The organism is Streptomyces sp. CB01201, assembly GCF_002803085.1.
Classification (GTDB): domain Bacteria; phylum Actinomycetota; class Actinomycetes; order Streptomycetales; family Streptomycetaceae; genus Streptomyces; species Streptomyces hundungensis.
In genome coordinates, this window is sequence record NZ_NNBJ01000012.1 from 21995 (window position 1) to 38465 (window position 16471).

Sequence of the window (16471 nt, forward strand, 5' to 3'; positions counted from 1 at the left end):
GGGCCCAACAAGGAGAGCAGGGAACCCAGATGGCGGAGCTCACGATCCGGCCGGAGGAGATCCGGGACGCGCTGGAGACCTTTGTCCAGTCGTACCAGCCGGACGCGGCCTCGCGCGAGGAGGTCGGTACGGTCAGCGTTGCCGGCGACGGCATCGCGAAGGTCGAGGGACTTCCCTCGGCCATGGCGAACGAGCTGCTGCGGTTCGAGGACGGAACCCTTGGTCTCGCCCTCAACCTTGAGGAGCGCGAGATCGGTGCGATCGTCCTCGGCGAGTTCAGCGGAATCGAAGAGGGCCAGCCGGTGCAGCGCACCGGTGAGGTGCTCTCGGTCGGCGTAGGCGAGGGTTACCTCGGCCGCGTCGTCGACCCGCTCGGCAACCCGATCGACGGCCTCGGCGAGATCGAGACCGACGGCCGCCGCGCCCTGGAGCTCCAGGCTCCGGGCGTCATGGTCCGTAAGTCGGTGCACGAGCCGATGGCGACCGGTTACAAGGCCGTCGACGCGATGGTGCCGATCGGCCGTGGCCAGCGTCAGCTGATCATTGGTGACCGTCAGACCGGCAAGACCGCTCTGGCCGTCGACACGATCATCAACCAGCGCGACAACTGGCGCTCGGGCGACCCGAAGAAGCAGGTCCGCTGCATCTACGTCGCCATCGGCCAGAAGGGCTCGACCATCGCCTCCGTGCGTGGCGCCCTGGAAGAGGCCGGCGCGCTGGAGTACACGACGATCGTCGCCGCGCCCGCGTCCGACCCGGCCGGCTTCAAGTACCTTGCGCCGTACACCGGTTCGGCCATCGGCCAGCACTGGATGTACGACGGCAAGCACGTCCTCATCATCTTCGACGACCTGTCGAAGCAGGCCGACGCCTACCGCGCCGTGTCCCTGCTGCTGCGCCGTCCGCCGGGCCGCGAGGCCTACCCGGGCGACGTCTTCTACCTGCACTCGCGTCTGCTGGAGCGCTGCGCGAAGCTGTCGGACGACATGGGCGCCGGTTCGATGACGGGTCTGCCGATCGTCGAGACCAAGGCGAACGACGTGTCGGCGTTCATCCCGACCAACGTCATCTCCATCACCGACGGCCAGTGCTTCCTGGAGTCGGACCTGTTCAACGCCGGTCAGCGCCCCGCGCTGAACGTCGGTATCTCCGTCTCCCGAGTCGGTGGTTCCGCGCAGCACAAGGCCATGCGCCAGGTGTCCGGCCGACTGCGTGTCGACCTCGCCCAGTACCGCGAGCTGGAGGCGTTCGCCGCCTTCGGTTCCGACCTGGACGCCGCTTCCAAGGCCTCCCTTGAGCGCGGTAAGCGCATGGTCGAGCTGCTGAAGCAGCCGCAGTACTCGCCGTTCCCGGTCGAGGAGCAGGTCGTCTCCATCTGGGCCGGCACCACCGGCAAGATGGACGACGTGCCCGTGGAGGACATCCGCCGCTTCGAGGCCGAGCTGCTGGAGTACCTGCGCCGCGAGCGCAAGGAGCTCCTCACCTCGATCGCCGAGGGCGCCAAGATGTCGGACGACACGCTCCAGTCCGTGGCCGACGCCATCGCCGGCTTCAAGCGGCAGTTCGAGACCTCGGACGGCAAGCTCCTGGGCGACGACGCGCCGGTCAGCACCAGCAAGTGACGACGACGGAAGGGACCTGACTCATGGGAGCGCAGCTCCGGGTCTACAAGCGTCGCATCCGATCCGTCACCGCGACCAAGAAGATCACCAAGGCGATGGAGATGATCGCCGCCTCGCGCATCGTCAAGGCGCAGCGCCAGGTGGCGGCCTCCACGCCGTACGCGACCGAGCTCACCCGTGCGGTGACCGCGGTGGCGACCGGCTCCACCACCAAGCACCCGCTCACCACCGAGGCCGAGGCCCCGACCCGCGCCGCGGTCCTGCTCGTCACGAGCGACCGCGGTCTGGCCGGCGGCTACTCCTCCAACGCCATCAAGGCCGCGGAGCGGCTCTCGGAGCGGCTGCGCGGCGAGGGCAAGGAGGTCGACACGTACATCGTCGGCCGCAAGGGTGTCGCCTACTACGGCTTCCGTGAGCGCAAGGTCTCACAGTCGTGGACCGGCTTCACCGACAGCCCGACCTACGCGGACGCCAAGCAGGTGGCCGCACCGCTGATCGAGGCCATCCAGACGGAGACGGCCGAGGGCGGAGCGGACGAACTGCACATCGTCTTCACGGAGTTCGTGTCGATGATGACGCAGACGCCGGTCGACAACCGGATGCTGCCGTTGTCGCTGGAGAAGGCTCAGGAACAGACGGGCACGAAGGACGAGATCCTTCCGCTCTTCGACTTCGAGCCGTCGGCGGAGGACGTCCTCGACGCCCTGCTGCCGCGCTACGTCGAAAGCCGCATCTACAACGCGCTGCTTCAGTCGGCCGCTTCCGAGCACGCCGCCCGTCGCCGCGCGATGAAGTCGGCCACCGACAACGCCGGAGAGCTCATCAAGAGCCTCTCCCGGCTTGCCAACGCGGCCCGCCAGGCCGAAATCACCCAGGAAATCAGCGAGATCGTCGGTGGCTCCAGTGCGCTGGCCGACGCGACCGCGGGGAGTGACAAGTAATGACGACCACTGTTGAGACGGCCGTTGCCACGGGCCGCGTCGCCCGGGTCATCGGCCCGGTCGTCGACGTGGAGTTCCCCGTCGACGCGATGCCGGACATCTACAACGCGCTGCACGTCCAGGTGGCCGACCCGGCCGAGGACGGCAAGCTCAAGACGCTGACGCTCGAAGTCGCCCAGCACCTGGGTGACGGCATCGTCCGCGCGATCTCGATGCAGCCCACCGACGGCCTGGTCCGCCAGGCCCCGGTGACCGACACGGGCAACGGCATCACGGTGCCGGTCGGCGACTTCACCAAGGGCAAGGTGTTCAACACCCTCGGTGAGGTGCTGAACAAGCCCGAGGAGAACGCCAACATCGGCGAGCGCTGGCCGATCCACCGCAAGGCCCCCAACTTCGACCAGCTTGAGTCGAAGACCGAGATGTTCGAGACCGGCGTCAAGGTCATCGACCTTCTCACCCCGTACGTCAAGGGTGGAAAGATCGGCCTGTTCGGTGGTGCCGGTGTCGGCAAGACCGTCCTCATCCAGGAAATGATCTACCGCGTGGCCAACAACCACGACGGTGTGTCGGTGTTCGCCGGCGTCGGTGAGCGCACCCGTGAGGGCAACGACCTCATCGAGGAGATGCAGGACTCGGGCGTCATCGACAAGACCGCCCTGGTCTTCGGTCAGATGGACGAGCCGCCGGGCACGCGTCTGCGGGTCGCCCTGGCCGGTCTGACGATGGCGGAGTACTTCCGTGACGTCCAGAAGCAGGACGTCCTCTTCTTCATCGACAACATCTTCCGGTACACCCAGGCGGGTTCCGAGGTGTCGACCCTGCTCGGCCGCATGCCCTCCGCGGTGGGCTACCAGCCGAACCTGGCCGACGAGATGGGTCTCCTCCAGGAGCGCATCACCTCGACCCGTGGTCACTCGATCACCTCGATGCAGGCGATCTACGTCCCCGCGGACGACCTGACCGACCCGGCCCCGGCCACCACGTTCGCCCACCTCGACGCGACGACGGTTCTCTCCCGTCCGATCTCCGAGAAGGGCATCTACCCGGCCGTGGACCCGCTGGACTCCACGTCCCGCATCCTGGACCCGCGCTACATCGCGCAGGAGCACTACGACGCCGCCATGCGCGTCAAGACGATCCTGCAGAAGTACAAGGACCTCCAGGACATCATCGCCATCCTCGGCATCGACGAGCTCGGCGAAGAGGACAAGCTGGTCGTGCACCGCGCCCGCCGCGTGGAGCGCTTCCTGTCGCAGAACACGCACGTCGCCAAGCAGTTCACCGGCGTCGACGGTTCGGACGTTCCGCTGGAAGAGTCGATCACGGCGTTCAACCAGATCTGCGACGGCGAGTACGACCACTTCCCCGAGCAGGCGTTCTTCATGTGCGGTGGCCTGGAAGACCTCAAGGCCAACGCCAAGGAGCTGGGCGTCTCCTGACGCGCCCGACCGCGCGAAGGGGCGGGTGCGTCCCGCCCCTTCGTGTACGCCTACTAGAATTCGACCCAACACCCGGCCGAACCGCCGGGTGGTGACCCGAGGAGCCAACCTTGGCTACTGAGCTGCACGTCGAGCTCGTCGCCGCGGACCGCAGCGTGTGGTCCGGCGAGGCCACCCTGGTCGTCGCGCGCACCACGTCCGGCGACATCGGCGTCATGCCCGGTCACCAGCCGCTCCTTGGTGTGCTGGAGTCGGGCCCGGTGATGATCCGTACGAGCGAGGGCAGCACCGTCGTCGCGGCGGTGCACGGTGGATTCATCTCCTTCGCCGACAACAAGCTTTCGCTGCTGGCCGAGATCGCCGAGCTGGCGGACGAGATCGATGTCCAGCGTGCCGAGCGTGCGCTGGAGAGCGCGAAGTCGGAGTCGGACGCCGCCGCTGAGCGACGCGCCGATGTACGACTGCGTGCGGTGGCGGTGCGCTAGCACCCCCGCCGGAGATTTCCCTCAGCCGCGGCTCGGTCCGGAATTTTCCGGAGCCGGTCGCGGCTGAGGCGATGCAGGCAGATTTTTCCGTTGCTGGATTACTGGTTGAGCGAGGAGGTCGGTGTAGATGACCCTCGCTCTGCTTGTGTGTGGTCTGGTTGTCGCGCTGGTACTGGTGGGACTCTTCGTCTTCGGTCTGCGCCGGCGGCTGATCCAGCGGTCGGGCGGCACGTTCGACTGCAGTCTGCGCTGGAACCTTCCGGAGGTGCCGGACACCAGCGGCAAGGGCTGGGTGTACGGGGTGGCCCGCTACAACGGCGACCGGATCGAGTGGTTCCGCGTCTTCTCGTACGCGCCGAGGCCGCGTCGCGTTCTTGAGCGGTCCGCCATCGACGTGGTGTCCCGCCGGGTGCCCGAGGGCGAGGAGGAGCTGGCGTTGCTGTCCGACGCGATCATCCTCGGCTGTACGCATCGGGGTACGCGGCTTGAGCTGGCGATGAGCGAGGACGCGCTGACCGGTTTCCTCGCCTGGCTGGAGGCGGCCCCGCCCGGCCAGCGGGTCAACGTGGCATAGGCCCCCGGCCCCCTGGGGCTCCGCCCCAGACCCTGGGAGCTGCCCCACCCCGCCCCTTCCCGCAACCCTCCGGGGGTTGAAGTGCCCCTGGGGGCTCCGCCCCCAGACCCCCGTTCGCGCCTGAACGGCGCTCGTCCTCAAACGCCGGACGGGCTGAAGACGCCGCAGCACCCAGTGCCTTTAGGGGCGCGGGGAACTGCGCGAACGGCCCCCACGGCCCGCAGACGAAAGCCTGACCCGGGGCGGGGGACGGACCCGCTTTCCGGGTCAGGCAGGGGTCGGGCAGATCGGCCCGGGTTACTTGAGGCCGCTGTCGATCGCCGAGATCAACTCACCATTCGACGTGTCACCGCTGAACTCCCAGAAGAACGCTCCCCTGAGACCCTGGTTCTTCACGTACGTCATCTTCCCGCCGATCGTCGCCGGCGTGTCATAGCTCCACCAGTTGGACCCGCAGTGCGCGTACGCCGTGCCCGCGATCGTGCCGGTCACGGGGCAGGCGGTCTTGAGGACCTTGTAGTCCTCGATGCCCTGCTCATAGGTGCCGGGCGCGGGTCCCGTCGCCGTGCCGCCGGGGGCGTCCTGGGTGACGCCCGTCCAGCCGCGGCCGTAGAAACCGATGCCCAGGTTGAGCTTGCTCGCCGGGACGCCCTTGCCGATGAACTTGCTGATCGCCGCGTCCGTGTTGAAGCCCGCGATCGGGATGCCGTTGTACGACGTGAGCGGGGAGTGCGGGGCGGTCGGCCCCTTGGCGTCCCACGCGCCGAAGAAGTCGTACGTCATCACGTTGTACCAGTCGACATAGGCCGCCGCGCCCGCGTAGTCGGCCGCGTCCATCTTGCCGCCCGTCGAACCGTCGGCGGTGACCGCCGCCGTGACGAGCGCCGAGCTGCCGAACTTGGCGCGCAGCGCGGAGAGCACGTTCGTCAGGGCCGTGGCCCCGCTGGTGTCGCAGGACAGGCCGCAGGCGTTCGGGTACTCCCAGTCGATGTCGATGCCGTCGAAGACATCGGCCCAGCGCGGGTCCTTGACCAGCGAGTAGCAGGAGTTCGCGAAGGCCGTCGGGTTGGCCGCGGCCGCGCCGAATCCGCCGGACCAGGTCCAGCCGCCGAAGGACCACAGGATCTTGATGTTCGGGTACTTCTTCTTCAGCTCGCGGAGCTGGTTGATGTTGCCCGCGACCGGCTGGTCCCAGGTGTCGGCGGTGCCGTCCACGCTGGAGGACGCGTCGTACGTCTTCTGGTAGTCGGCGTAGGCGTCACCGATGGCGCACTGCCCGTTGGTGACGTTGCCGAACGCGTAGTTGATGTGGGTCAGCTTGCTCGCCGAGCCCGAGGTGACGATGTTCTTCACCTGGTAGTTGCGCTGGTAGATGCCCCAGTCGGTGAAGTAGCCGAGCCGCACCTTGTCACCGCCGGGGCCGGGGCCGGGGCCGCCGCCTCCGCCGGTGGTCGTCACGGTGACCGAGCCCGAGGAGGGGCCCGTCTGGTCGGCCGTGTCGCGCGCGGTCACGCTGTAGGTGTAGGTCGTGCCCTTGGTCAGGCCCGAGTCGGCGTACGTCGTGCCGGTGACGGTCGCGATCTTCGCGGAGCCCCGGTAGACGTCGTAGTTCTTGATGCCCTTGTCGTCGGTCGCGGCGGACCAGGAGAGCGAGACACCGGTGTCGGTGACGTTGCTCGCGGTCGGGGTGCCGGGGGCCGAGGGCGGGGTGTCGCCGGGCGGCGTCGAACTCCCGTCACAGGAGCCGCCGTTGAGCTTGCAGCCCGAGGGCGAGCCGGAGCCCGCGCCGTTGAAGCCGAAGCTGACGCTGGCGCCGGGGGCGATGGCGCCGTTGTACGACTTGTTCTTGGCGGTCCAGTGGGTGCCGGAGCTGGTGACGTCCGCGTCCCAGGCCGAGGTCACGGACGTACCCGAGGGGTAGTCCCACTCCACGGTCCAGGAGCTGAGTGCGGTGGTGCCGGTGTTCTTGATGGTCCAGCCGGCGCCGAACCCCGTGCCCCAGTCCGAGGACTTGGCGTAGGTGGCGGTCGCCGAGGTGGCGGCCTCGGCGGGGGAGGCCAGGCCGATGAGTGCGGCCAGGGGAAGGGTGAGTGCGGTCAGGGCCGCTGCGGCTCTTGATCTGAAGCGCTTGCGTGCGGTTCTCAAGGCTGCTCCCGTGTGGTGCGACGGTGGTGGGGGTGGGACCCTGCTCCGTCCGGTGGGCGTGCCGCAGAGCTCCAGGGATGGCCTGCCCACCACAGCAGTGTGCGGTGAGCGTAGAAAGGTCTGGACCAACCGTCAAGAGGTCCAGACCTTCGACGGCTTCCGGAGCCTCAGAGTCCCAACTCCTGTGCCAGGACGGCGGCTTGGAGCCGACTGCGCAGCTCCAGCTTGCCGAGCAGCCTGCTGACGTGGGTCTTCACCGTGGCCTCCGCCATGTCCAGGCAGGTCGCGATCTCCGCGTTGGACAGCCCCCGGCCCAGACAGGAGAGCACCTCGCCCTCGCGCCGGGTGAGGGCGTCGAGGGCGGCCGGGCGCCGCGGCGCCGCCGGGCGCGCGGACGAGGCGAACTCCGCGATCAGGCGCCGGGTGACGGCCGGGGCGATGAGCCCCTCGCCGCGCGCCACCGTCCGCACCGCCTCGATCAGGTCCTTGGCGTCCGCGTTCTTGAGCAGGAAGCCCGAGGCGCCGGCCCGCAGCGCACCGAAGACGTACTCGTCGAGGTCGAAGGTGGTCAGGACCAGGACGTCGGCGAGGCCCTCGCCGGTCACCGCCGCGGTCGCCGAGACGCCGTCGAGCCTCGGCATCTGCACATCCATCAGGACCAGATCGGGGCGCAGTTCGCGGGCCAGCTCGACGGCCCGCTCGCCGTCCGCCGCCTCGCCGACCACCTCGATGTCCGGGGCGCTGGAGAGGATCAGGACGAGCCCCGCGCGTACCGCCGACTGGTCCTCGGCGACCAGTACCCGGATGGTCATGCGTTCAACGCCCTTTCCTCCGCGGGCAGTTGGGCCCGCACCTGCCAGAATTCGGTGCCGTCCGACGTCTTCTCGGGGCCCGCGGCGAAGGTGCCGCCGAGCAGCTCGGTCCGCTCGCGCATCCCGATGAGCCCGGCCCCCGAGCCGGGTGCGCGCGGCCCGGCCCGGTCACCGTAGGGGCTGGTGACAACCACCGTGAGAAGACCGTCCACGCCGGTGACGACGACCTCGACGGTCCCGGGCGCCGCGTGCTTGAGCGCGTTGGTGAGGGACTCCTGCACGATCCGGTACGCGGCGAGCTCCACCGGCGCGGGCAGCGGATCCTCGGCGGCACGGCGGTCGGTGAGGGCGAATCCGAGCCCGCTGTCGGCCCCGTTGACGCGGGCTTGGGCGATCAGCGCGTCGAGGCCGGCCAGGGTGGGCGCCGCGGCCGGCTCGTCGTGCCCGCTGGTGTCGCGCAGCAGTCCGATCAGCCGGCGCATCTCGGCGAGCCCGTCCACGCTGTTCTCACGGATCACGGTGAGGGCCTGCCGGGTGGTCGCCGGGTCGTCCAGGGAGAGCGCGGCCGTGGAGTGGATCGCGATCGCCGAGAGGTGGTTGGCGACCATGTCGTGCAGCTCGCGGGCCATCCGGGCGCGCTCGGCGACCACCGCCTGGCTGCGGTCCATCTCGGCGAGCAGCGCGGTCTGTTCGGCCCGCAGCCGGGCGCTGTCGGCGGCCTCGCGATGATTGCGCACCAGCGCCCCGGTGGTGGCCGGCACGAACGAGACCAGGCCGGTCACCACCCCGATGAGCAGCGCCTCCGGCTTGTGGAACCAGGCGAGGAAGCCGATCGTCATGCCGATGGTGATGAGCCCGGTCGTGACCGGGATGCGGCGCGCGGCGGCCGGGGTGCCGTACACGACGGCCGCGTACACGAGGTCGGTGAACATCACGACCGTGGCCAGGCTGCCGAGCGTGAACTGGTCGAGCACCAGCAGGACGGTGCCGAGGACGAGGCCGGTCTGGGGCCTGGTGCGGCGCAGCAGTTCGAGGCCGGCCGTCCCCACGAGCGGCAGCAGCACCCAAGCGCCGCCCAGCGGACGGCCGCCCTGGGTGTGCAGTCCGACGGCCCACAGCGCGAGGCCGCCGAGCAGGCCGGCGACGGCGATGAGGACGTCGTCGCGGTGCGGTCGGAGAAACGAGGTCACGGTCCCATCCAACACGGCCGCCCGGGCCCGGGCCTCCCCTCACCAGTGGAAGTGCCGCTACATCGAAGGATGCAGTCGCCTTTCGTCACTGACGACGACGAGGGGCGGGCGCGCGCGGGCCAGCCTTGGAGGGTGCCCTGAGTCGTACGACGCCGTACGACGCCGTACGACGTGCGGGGCTCCCCGAGTGGGCAGTACGAGAGGAGACCGCCGTGATCGTGACGCTGATCATCGCCTGTGAAGTCGGGTTCTGGGTCCTGCTGGCCGCGGGCCTGGCCCTGCGCTACCTCGCCCGCATGCCCCGGGCGAGCGTGGCGGTGCTGCTGTGTGAGCCGCTCCTGGAAGTGGTGCTGCTCGTGGTGACCGCCGTCGACCTGAAGCACGGCGCGCAGCCGGACTGGAAGCACGGCCTCGCCGCCGTCTACATCGGCTTCTCCGCCGGAATGGGCCACTACCTGGTGACCCGCGCCGACGCCTGGGTCGCCTACCGTTTCGCGGGTGGCCCGCGGCCGTCCAGGACGCCCGCGGGAGGCGTCGCGAGGATGGCGTACGAGTGGCGGACGGCCGGCCGCTTCACGGTGTCCGCGCTGCTCGCGATCGCCCTGCTCCAGGCCGCGATCTGGTACGTGGGCGGCGACGGCAGCACCGCGTCGCTGCGGATGTGGCAGGGGCGGATGCTGATCGTGATCGGCGTCAACGCGGTCATCGCGTTGAGCTACACCCTGTTCCCGGGCAAGGACGGGGAGCCCAAGCCCTCGCTCCTCGACCGCTTCCTGAAGCCCCCCTCCGACCGCCCCCGGAAGCACACAGCCGAGGACCGTACGCTGACCCGTCGATAGCGGACTGGCGGATGGAGTGGGGGAGCGCGGATGAGCGGGTCCGGCCGTGCCGGAGAGGTCCTGGTCGTGGACGACGACGACGCGGTGCGCCGCTCGCTCGACCGGGGCCTGCGGCTCGACGGGTTCCGGGTCCGCACCGCCGACAGCGGCCGGGCCGCGCTGGCCGCGATCGAGCTGGGGCCGCCCGATGTGCTGGTCCTGGACGTGTCCATGCCCGGTATGAGCGGTATCGAGGTGTGCCGGACGCTGCGCGCGGCCGGGCACGATCTGCCGGTCCTGATGCTCTCCGCGCTCGACGAGACCGCCGACCGCATCGCCGGCCTCCAGGCCGGCGGCGACGACTACCTGGTCAAGCCGTTCGCGCTCCAGGAGCTGGTGCTGCGTCTGCACGCCCTGCTGCGCCGCCGCCCGCCCGCCCCGCACGACGTGGTCCGCGCCTGCGGCCTGGTCATCGACCCGGCGGCCCGCACCGCCCACCGCGACGGACGGCCCCTCGACCTCACCCGGCGCGAGTTCGCGCTCCTGGAGGCGCTCGCGCGCAACGCCGGTCTCGTCCTGAGCCGGGACCAGCTGCTCGAACGGGTCTGGGGGTACGACTTCGACGTACGCACCGACGCCGTCGACACCTTCGTCAGCTATCTGCGCCGCAAACTGGAGGCCGACGGGGCGCCCCGGCTGCTGCACACCGTGCGCGGGGTCGGCTTCGTCCTTCGGGAGCGGCCGTGAAGCTCGCCACGCGGATCGCGATCGCCGTGGGTGTCACCGTTCCGCTGCTCGTCCTGGCCTGCGGCTGGCTGCTGCTCACACTGGTCGCGCGGGACCTGCACAGCGCGGAGGACAGCCACCTCAAGACCCGGGCCACCGCCGTCGCCGAGGACGCCCGCACACTGCTGCGGGCCGCCGCCAACGGGCAGCCGACCGCCGAGGAGAACCGCCAACGCAGGCTGTTCAACGCCGCGTTGGACGTCGGCGTACGGCTCACCGGGCCCGACGGCACCTTCAGCGGCGGGCCCCAGCCCGGCCCTTCGGTGGCGCTACCGGCACCGGGCCGGAGCCCGGTCACCGTGCGGGGCGGGGGGCGCAGCTGGCGGGCGTACGCGCTGCCGGTCGGGGGAGCGCAGGTCTCGGGCACCCTGTGGGTGTTCTCACCGGACACCGCGAGCCGCACCGAGGTCGCCCTGGTCCGCAGGCGCGTGGTGACCACCGCGCTGTTCGCCGCCCCGCTGTCCGCGCTGCTCGCCTGGGCGATCGCGAGCGCCGCGACCCGGCCGCTCGGGCGGCTGCGGAAGGCGGCGGCGGGGCTGGACCCGCGGACCACGTCGGTGCGTTTGGAGCACCGGCCGACCGGGATCGTCGAGGTGGACGACCTGGCCGCCACCCTGCGGACGGTCCTGGCCCGCTACGACGAGCAGGCCGCTCGCACCGCGCAGGCCCTGGACACCGCCCGCTCGTTCTCCGCGGCCGCCTCGCACGAGCTGCGCAACCCGCTGATGAGCATGGGCACCAACCTCGATGTGCTGGCCCACCCGAATCTGCCGGACGCCGAGCGGGCCGAGGTCGTCGAGGACCTCGGGCGCGAGCACGGGCGACTGCTCGGGATGCTGGTGGCCCTGCGCGAGCTGGGACGCGGGGATCTGGTGGAGGCCGACGCGTTCCGGGTGTTCGACGTGGCGGAGGTCGCGGATGCCGCCGTCGCCGAGGCACGTCGGCGTGCCCCGGATGCCGTGCTCACACTGAGCGCGGGGCCCGCGCCGCTGCACGGCTGGGAGCCCGGCATCCGCATCCTGCTCGACAACCTGCTGCGCAACGCGCTGGCGCACGGGCGGGACCCGCGGGGGCGGGCCGAGATCGCGGTGGCCGTCGGCCTCGCGGACGGCCAGGTACTGATCACCGTCGACGACCGCGGCCCCGGCATCGCGCCCGCCGATCGGCAGAAGGTGTTCCGCCGCTTCCACCGGGGGCCGGTCAGTACCGGCTCCGGCCTCGGCCTGACCCTCGTCGCCCAGCAGGCGGCGCTGCACGGGGGCAGGGCCGAACTCGGAGCGGGGCCCGACGGCATCGGCACTCGGTGCACGGTTCGGCTGCCCGGCTCGGATCCCGGTAGGGAAGGTGAACTCCCGCTTCGACGGGACTGGTTGACGGTCACCGCGGAGCGATCACAGAGTTCCCACAAAGAGCCTTCCTAGCCTCCCGGGTGAACCGGAAATCCGTACATCTGGGAGGCAGCAGTCATGCGCAACGCCACGTTTCGAAGCACGTCCGGAGGTCGCCGGATCGCGGCGGCGGTGCTCGCCGCGACGGCCGTACTGACCGTCACGGCGCCCAGCGCCTTCGCGGACTCCACGCCCGCCCCGGCCACCACGGCGAAGCCGCCCACGGGCGACGGCGCGAAGGGCATCTGCAAGCGCGAGTCCAAGGCCGAGAAGCACGTCGAGCGGGCCCTGAACCGCCTCGACGGGGGTGCCACGACCGTGGGCTCGGTGGCGCGTATGCAGCAGCGGGCGGACAATGCGAAGAAGGAGGGCCACGCGGCGATCGGCACCCTGCTCGACCACAAGCTGGCCTATCGCAAGGGGCTTGTGACGACCCTTCAGCAGCGTCAGAAGGACCTCAAGGACGTGGCGGCGTGGTGTTCGTCCAACAACGGCGGCAAGTGATGTGGGGGCGGGTGCGGGGGCGGGGGCGGGGGGTGCGGGGCGCGGTGGTTGCCGCGGCTCTGCTGGCCGCGTTTGCCACGGGGTGTGGGCACGGGTCCGGGCCCCGGCCCGGGGCGGCGGGGTCGTCCTCGTCCGGGACGGAGCGGCAGATGGAGGCGAAGGTCAGCGACGCGGAGTCGGCCGCGGCGGCGGCCGACGCGGACGCCTCCGCCAACCCCTGAGCCTGGGGTTTGCCTACCCGCCCGTGCGCCGGGTCCGCCCCCTGGGGCTGCGCCCCGGGCCCCGGGGGGTTTGCCCGCCCACCCGCCCGTGCGGCGGGGTCGATGGGTCCGGCCCCTGGGGCTGCGCCCCAGACCCCCTTGAGGGGCGGAGCCCCTCGAACCCCCGCAGGGGGCTCCGCCCCCTGCACCCCCGTCGCGCCTAAAGGGCGCTCGTCCTCAAACGCCGGACGGGCTGAAGATGCCCATACCGGCCCGCATCGAGCAGCCAGCCAGGCGAAGATGCCCAGCGCGGGCCAGCACCGAGGCTTTCAGGGGCGCGGGGAACTGCGCGAGCAGCCACGCAAGGCCCGCAGACGAAAACGGGTTTTGAGGGGCGCGGGGAACTGCGCGTCCGGCCACGCACGGTGGACGGACGGAAACGGGGTTGGGGGCGCGAGCAGCCACGCAAGGCCCGCAGAGGAAAACGGGGTTGGGGGCGCGGGGAACTGCGCGAGCTACCACGCACGGTGCGAGGGCGACAGGGGGCTGGGGGCGCGGGGAGCTGCGCAGAGGGTCAGGGGAATCACCCCCCGAGCTGATACGACCCCCCGAGCCTCACCGCTCCCCACCCGGCACCCACAGCACATCCCCCACCGCCTTGTTCGCCGTACGCGCCAAGATGAACAGGAGGTCGGACAGGCGGTTGAGGTACGTCGCCGTCAGGGGGTTCATGACGGCGGCGTGTACTTCCAGGGCCGACCACGTCGAGCGCTCCGCGCGCCGTACCACCGTGCACGCCTGGTGCAGCAGCGCCGCGCCGGGCGTGCCGCCGGGCAGGATGAAGCTGCGGAGCTTCTCCAGGTCCTCCAGGAAGCGGTCGCAGTCCGCCTCCAGCTTGTCGATGTAGGACTGCTCGACCCGCAGCGGCGGGTACTCCGGGTTCTCGACGACCGGCGTGGCGAGGTCCGCCCCCACGTCGAACAGGTCGTTCTGGACCCGGACCAGCACCTTCACGACCTCCTCGGACAGCTGCCCGAGCGCGATCGCCGTGCCGATGACGGCGTTGGCCTCGTTCGTGTCGGCGTACGCCGAGATCCGCAGATCGGTCTTGGCGGTCCGGCTCATGTCGCCGAGGGCGGTCGTGCCCTGGTCGCCGGTGCGGGTGTAGATGCGCGTCAGATTGACCATGCCGCCAGAGTAGTTACGCTCCGGCCGTCCGGAAGACGCGTGTGCCCACCGTCACGGCCAGCGCGGCGAAACCGGCCGCCACCAGGCCCCCGTACAGCATGGTCGTGGTCGCGTACGAGCCCAGGTAGGCGGAGCGCACCGCGTCCACCAGATAGCGGAACGGCATGAAGTGCGACAGCACGTTCAGCCAGCCCGGTGCGAGCGACATGGGCAGCATGAGCCCGGAGAGCAGCATCGACGGCATCGCGATGGCGTTGATCGCCGGGCCGAACCCCTGCGGGGTGCGCACCTTCATGGCGAGCGCGTACGACAGGGAGGCCAGGGACAGGGTCAGGAGCGCCACGAAGGCGAAGCCGATGAGGATGCCCGCGAGAGGGGCGCGCAGGCCCATCACCAGGGCGGCGAGCACCAGCAGCACCGCCTGGAAGACGAAGAGCGCGGAGTCCCGCAGCACCCGGCCGAGCAGCAGGGCGAACCGCGAGACCGGCGTGACGCGCATCCGCTCCACGACGCCCCAGCTGCTCTCGATGATGACCGCGAAACCGGCGAACGAGGCTCCGAACAGGGCGAGTTGGAGGAGCAGGCCGGGGACCAGGACCTGCCAGGAGCTGCCGCTTGAGCCCAGCGGCATCCGGGTCAGGAGGGGGCCGAAGAAGAGGAGGTAGAGCAGCGGCATCAGCACGCCGAAGAGGATCTGGAACTTGGAGCGCAGGGTCTGGCGGGCGTATCTGCCGAAGATCAGCGCGGTGTCGGAGAGCAGCGGGGCGAGGTTCATGGGGAGTCCTAGACGGCTACGGGGGCGGAGTCCTGCGGTGCGGCCGTGCGCCCGGTGATGGCGAGGAAGGCGTCCTGGAGGGAGGCGTCCGGGCCGCCCGCGTAACGGGACTTGAGGCCGGCCGGGGTGCCGTCGGCCACGATCACGCCCCTGTCGACGATCACCAGGCGGTCGGCGAGCGCGTCGGCCTCGTCCAGGTAGTGGGTGGTGAGGAACACGGTGGTGCCGTGGTCCGCGCGGATCCGGCGGACCAGGTCCCACAGGTCGGCGCGGCTGCCCGGGTCGAGCCCGGTGGTCGGCTCGTCGAGGAAGAGCACTTCGGGCCGGTGCATCAGGCCCATCGCGATGTCGAGGCGGCGGCGCTGGCCGCCGGAGAGCGTTGACGTCTTGCGCTCCAGCAGCCCGTCGAGGCCGAGGTCGGCTGTCAACTCCCGTGCGCGCAGGGCGGCTTGGGGCTTGGTGAGCCGGTAGAGGCGGCCCTGGGTGACCAGCTCCTCGCGTACCGAGATGTTCGGGTCGACGCCCCCGGACTGGGCCACGTAACCGCAGGCCCGGCGCACCCCGGCCGCATCGCGCAGCAGGTCGTGTCCTGCCACGGTCGCGGCGCCCCCGGTCGGCGGGAGCAGCGTGGTGAGCATGCGCAGGGTGGTCGTCTTGCCCGCGCCGTTGGGGCCGAGGAAGCCGAGGATCTCGCCGGCCCGGACCGTCAGGTCGATCCCGCGCACCGCCTCGACCGGGCCGGCCTTGCTCCGGAACGTCCGGGCGAGCCCGGCCGTGCTGATGATTGCCATGAGGACAGAAAAACAGAGTCGCTTAAAATTTGCAATGACTCCAAAATTTAAGAAGGTGCAGAACATCGCCTACGCTGGGGCCATGGCAGAAGGGCTCAGGGAGCGGAAGAAGCGCGAGACCAGGCAGCGGATCTCGGACCTGGCCACCGGGCTCTTCCTGGAGCGCGGCTTCGACGCGGTCACCATCGCGGAGATCGCCGAGGTGGCCGACGTCTCGGTGAACACCGTCTACAACTACTTCCCCGCCAAGGAGGACCTGTTCCTCGACCGCAGCCGGGGCATCGTCGACCGGCTCTCGCGCTGGGTGCGCGGCCGTGACGACGGGGAGTCGGCCGCCGAGGCCGTCCTTCGCGAGCTGCGCGCCGAGGTCGAGTCCGTCTCGCCGAGGGTCGGCCTGATGGAGGGCTACAGCCGGTTCATGGCCGTCATCGACGGCTCGCCCGCGCTCAAGGCCCGGCTGTGGGCGGTCGGCCAGGACGTGCTCGCGAACCTGGAGGCGACCCTGCGCGAGGAGGTCGGCGCGGGGCCGGGCGAGCCGCTGCCCGCCCTGATCGCGGGTCAGATCAACTGGGTCCACCAGACGGTCATGTCCGCCATCGGCCGCGAGATGATGGCCGGCCGCGACCCCCGGGCGGTCTCCCGCGAGGTGCTCGTCCTGATCGACGAGATGGAGGGGCTCCTGGGGGACAAGGTGCTCAACTACGCCGTACGGGGCGCCCGCTGAGACCCACCTCACGCCGCCCGGTGTGATGTCCGTCATCTGAGACGTGACGCGCATCTCTAAGCACTCCCAGAAGCCCGCCCGGCCGA

The 16471-nt window shown here is 70.6% G+C and carries 16 protein-coding genes; 10 read left to right on the forward strand and 6 right to left on the reverse strand.

What is annotated here, in order from left to right:
• Nucleotides 1-29: 29 nt before the first annotated feature.
• From atpA to CG740_RS24660, 5 genes are all read left to right on the forward strand, one after another.
• Nucleotides 30-1622: a F0F1 ATP synthase subunit alpha gene (atpA, locus tag CG740_RS24640; protein WP_100577443.1), complete on the forward strand. Its 1593-nt coding sequence runs from the start codon at nucleotides 30-32 to the stop codon at nucleotides 1620-1622.
• A 23-nt stretch (nucleotides 1623-1645) separates the two neighbouring features.
• Nucleotides 1646-2563 carry a F0F1 ATP synthase subunit gamma gene (locus CG740_RS24645; protein ID WP_100577444.1) on the forward strand — a complete coding sequence of 306 codons (918 nt, stop codon included), beginning with the start codon at nucleotides 1646-1648 and terminating at the stop codon, nucleotides 2561-2563.
• Nucleotides 2563-4005 carry a F0F1 ATP synthase subunit beta gene (atpD, locus tag CG740_RS24650; RefSeq protein ID WP_100577445.1) on the forward strand — a complete coding sequence of 481 codons (1443 nt, stop codon included), beginning with the start codon at nucleotides 2563-2565 and terminating at the stop codon, nucleotides 4003-4005. The genes CG740_RS24645 and atpD overlap by 1 nt, the downstream gene beginning before the upstream one ends.
• A 110-nt stretch (nucleotides 4006-4115) precedes the next feature.
• Nucleotides 4116-4490, forward strand: a complete 375-nt coding sequence (locus tag CG740_RS24655; protein WP_100577446.1) for a F0F1 ATP synthase subunit epsilon — start codon at nucleotides 4116-4118, stop codon at nucleotides 4488-4490.
• Between the two features lie 127 nt (nucleotides 4491-4617).
• Nucleotides 4618-5064 carry a DUF2550 domain-containing protein gene (locus tag CG740_RS24660; protein ID WP_100577447.1) on the forward strand — a complete coding sequence of 149 codons (447 nt, stop codon included), beginning with the start codon at nucleotides 4618-4620 and terminating at the stop codon, nucleotides 5062-5064.
• 297 nt (nucleotides 5065-5361) lie between these two features.
• On the opposite strand, the gene CG740_RS24665 is transcribed toward CG740_RS24660, so the two are convergent.
• From CG740_RS24665 to CG740_RS24675, 3 genes are all read right to left on the reverse strand, one after another.
• Nucleotides 5362-7209: a glycoside hydrolase family 18 chitinase gene (locus tag CG740_RS24665; protein ID WP_100577448.1), complete on the reverse strand. Its 1848-nt coding sequence runs from the start codon at nucleotides 7207-7209 to the stop codon at nucleotides 5362-5364.
• Nucleotides 7210-7376: 167 nt separating this feature from the next.
• The gene (locus tag CG740_RS24670; protein WP_100577449.1) at nucleotides 7377-8021 is read right to left on the reverse strand and encodes a response regulator; all 645 of its coding nucleotides are present in this window, start codon (nucleotides 8019-8021) and stop codon (nucleotides 7377-7379) included.
• Entirely contained in the window at nucleotides 8018-9211 is a 1194-nt protein-coding gene (locus CG740_RS24675) for a sensor histidine kinase (RefSeq protein WP_100577450.1), read from the reverse strand. The genes CG740_RS24670 and CG740_RS24675 overlap by 4 nt, the downstream gene beginning before the upstream one ends.
• A 212-nt stretch (nucleotides 9212-9423) precedes the next feature.
• Between CG740_RS24675 and CG740_RS24680 the strand changes: the two genes are divergently transcribed.
• From CG740_RS24680 to CG740_RS24695, 4 genes are read left to right on the forward strand one after another with little or no spacing between them, the layout of a single operon-like run.
• Nucleotides 9424-10050, forward strand: coding sequence for a hypothetical protein (locus tag CG740_RS24680; protein WP_100577451.1), 627 nt, complete (start codon nucleotides 9424-9426; stop codon nucleotides 10048-10050).
• Between the two features lie 30 nt (nucleotides 10051-10080).
• On the forward strand, nucleotides 10081-10776 hold the full coding sequence (locus CG740_RS24685; protein ID WP_100577452.1) for a response regulator transcription factor: 696 nt from the start codon (nucleotides 10081-10083) through the stop codon (nucleotides 10774-10776).
• Nucleotides 10773-12236 carry a sensor histidine kinase gene (locus tag CG740_RS24690; RefSeq protein WP_100577453.1) on the forward strand — a complete coding sequence of 488 codons (1464 nt, stop codon included), beginning with the start codon at nucleotides 10773-10775 and terminating at the stop codon, nucleotides 12234-12236. The genes CG740_RS24685 and CG740_RS24690 overlap by 4 nt, the downstream gene beginning before the upstream one ends.
• Nucleotides 12237-12281: 45 nt before the next feature.
• Complete coding sequence (locus CG740_RS24695) at nucleotides 12282-12707, forward strand: hypothetical protein (protein ID WP_100577454.1); 426 nt, start codon at nucleotides 12282-12284, stop codon at nucleotides 12705-12707.
• A gap of 815 nt (nucleotides 12708-13522) precedes the next feature.
• On the opposite strand, the gene CG740_RS24705 is transcribed toward CG740_RS24695, so the two are convergent.
• Genes CG740_RS24705 through CG740_RS24715 form a run of 3 tightly spaced genes read right to left on the reverse strand, consistent with a single transcriptional unit; the run spans nucleotide 13523 to nucleotide 15661 of the window.
• Nucleotides 13523-14095, reverse strand: coding sequence for a cob(I)yrinic acid a,c-diamide adenosyltransferase (locus CG740_RS24705; RefSeq protein WP_100577455.1), 573 nt, complete (start codon nucleotides 14093-14095; stop codon nucleotides 13523-13525).
• A gap of 13 nt (nucleotides 14096-14108) precedes the next feature.
• Complete coding sequence (locus tag CG740_RS24710) at nucleotides 14109-14870, reverse strand: ABC transporter permease (RefSeq protein ID WP_100577456.1); 762 nt, start codon at nucleotides 14868-14870, stop codon at nucleotides 14109-14111.
• An 8-nt stretch (nucleotides 14871-14878) separates the two neighbouring features.
• Nucleotides 14879-15661 carry an ABC transporter ATP-binding protein gene (locus CG740_RS24715; protein WP_100577457.1) on the reverse strand — a complete coding sequence of 261 codons (783 nt, stop codon included), beginning with the start codon at nucleotides 15659-15661 and terminating at the stop codon, nucleotides 14879-14881.
• An 82-nt stretch (nucleotides 15662-15743) separates the two neighbouring features.
• Here CG740_RS24715 and CG740_RS24720 point away from each other — a divergent pair, with 82 nt between their 5' ends.
• On the forward strand, nucleotides 15744-16385 hold the full coding sequence (locus CG740_RS24720; RefSeq protein ID WP_100577626.1) for a TetR/AcrR family transcriptional regulator: 642 nt from the start codon (nucleotides 15744-15746) through the stop codon (nucleotides 16383-16385).
• Nucleotides 16386-16471 lie beyond the last annotated feature (86 nt).

Bases quoted from the DNA above. Each gene is read 5' to 3' on its own strand.
- atpD (WP_100577445.1), top strand. From the start codon at position 2,563: ATGACGACCACTGTTGAGACGGCCGTTGCCACGGGCCGCGTCGCCCGG.
- CG740_RS24660 (WP_100577447.1), top strand. From the start codon at position 4,618: ATGACCCTCGCTCTGCTTGTGTGTGGTCTGGTTGTCGCGCTGGTACTG.
- CG740_RS24705 (WP_100577455.1), bottom strand. From the start codon at position 14,095: ATGGTCAATCTGACGCGCATCTACACCCGCACCGGCGACCAGGGCACG.
- CG740_RS24710 (WP_100577456.1), bottom strand. From the start codon at position 14,870: ATGAACCTCGCCCCGCTGCTCTCCGACACCGCGCTGATCTTCGGCAGA.
- CG740_RS24685 (WP_100577452.1), top strand. From the start codon at position 10,081: ATGAGCGGGTCCGGCCGTGCCGGAGAGGTCCTGGTCGTGGACGACGAC.
- CG740_RS24670 (WP_100577449.1), bottom strand. From the start codon at position 8,021: ATGACCATCCGGGTACTGGTCGCCGAGGACCAGTCGGCGGTACGCGCG.
- CG740_RS24715 (WP_100577457.1), bottom strand. From the start codon at position 15,661: ATGGCAATCATCAGCACGGCCGGGCTCGCCCGGACGTTCCGGAGCAAG.
- CG740_RS24645 (WP_100577444.1), top strand. From the start codon at position 1,646: ATGGGAGCGCAGCTCCGGGTCTACAAGCGTCGCATCCGATCCGTCACC.
- CG740_RS24695 (WP_100577454.1), top strand. From the start codon at position 12,282: ATGCGCAACGCCACGTTTCGAAGCACGTCCGGAGGTCGCCGGATCGCG.
- atpA (WP_100577443.1), top strand. From the start codon at position 30: ATGGCGGAGCTCACGATCCGGCCGGAGGAGATCCGGGACGCGCTGGAG.
- CG740_RS24720 (WP_100577626.1), top strand. From the start codon at position 15,744: ATGGCAGAAGGGCTCAGGGAGCGGAAGAAGCGCGAGACCAGGCAGCGG.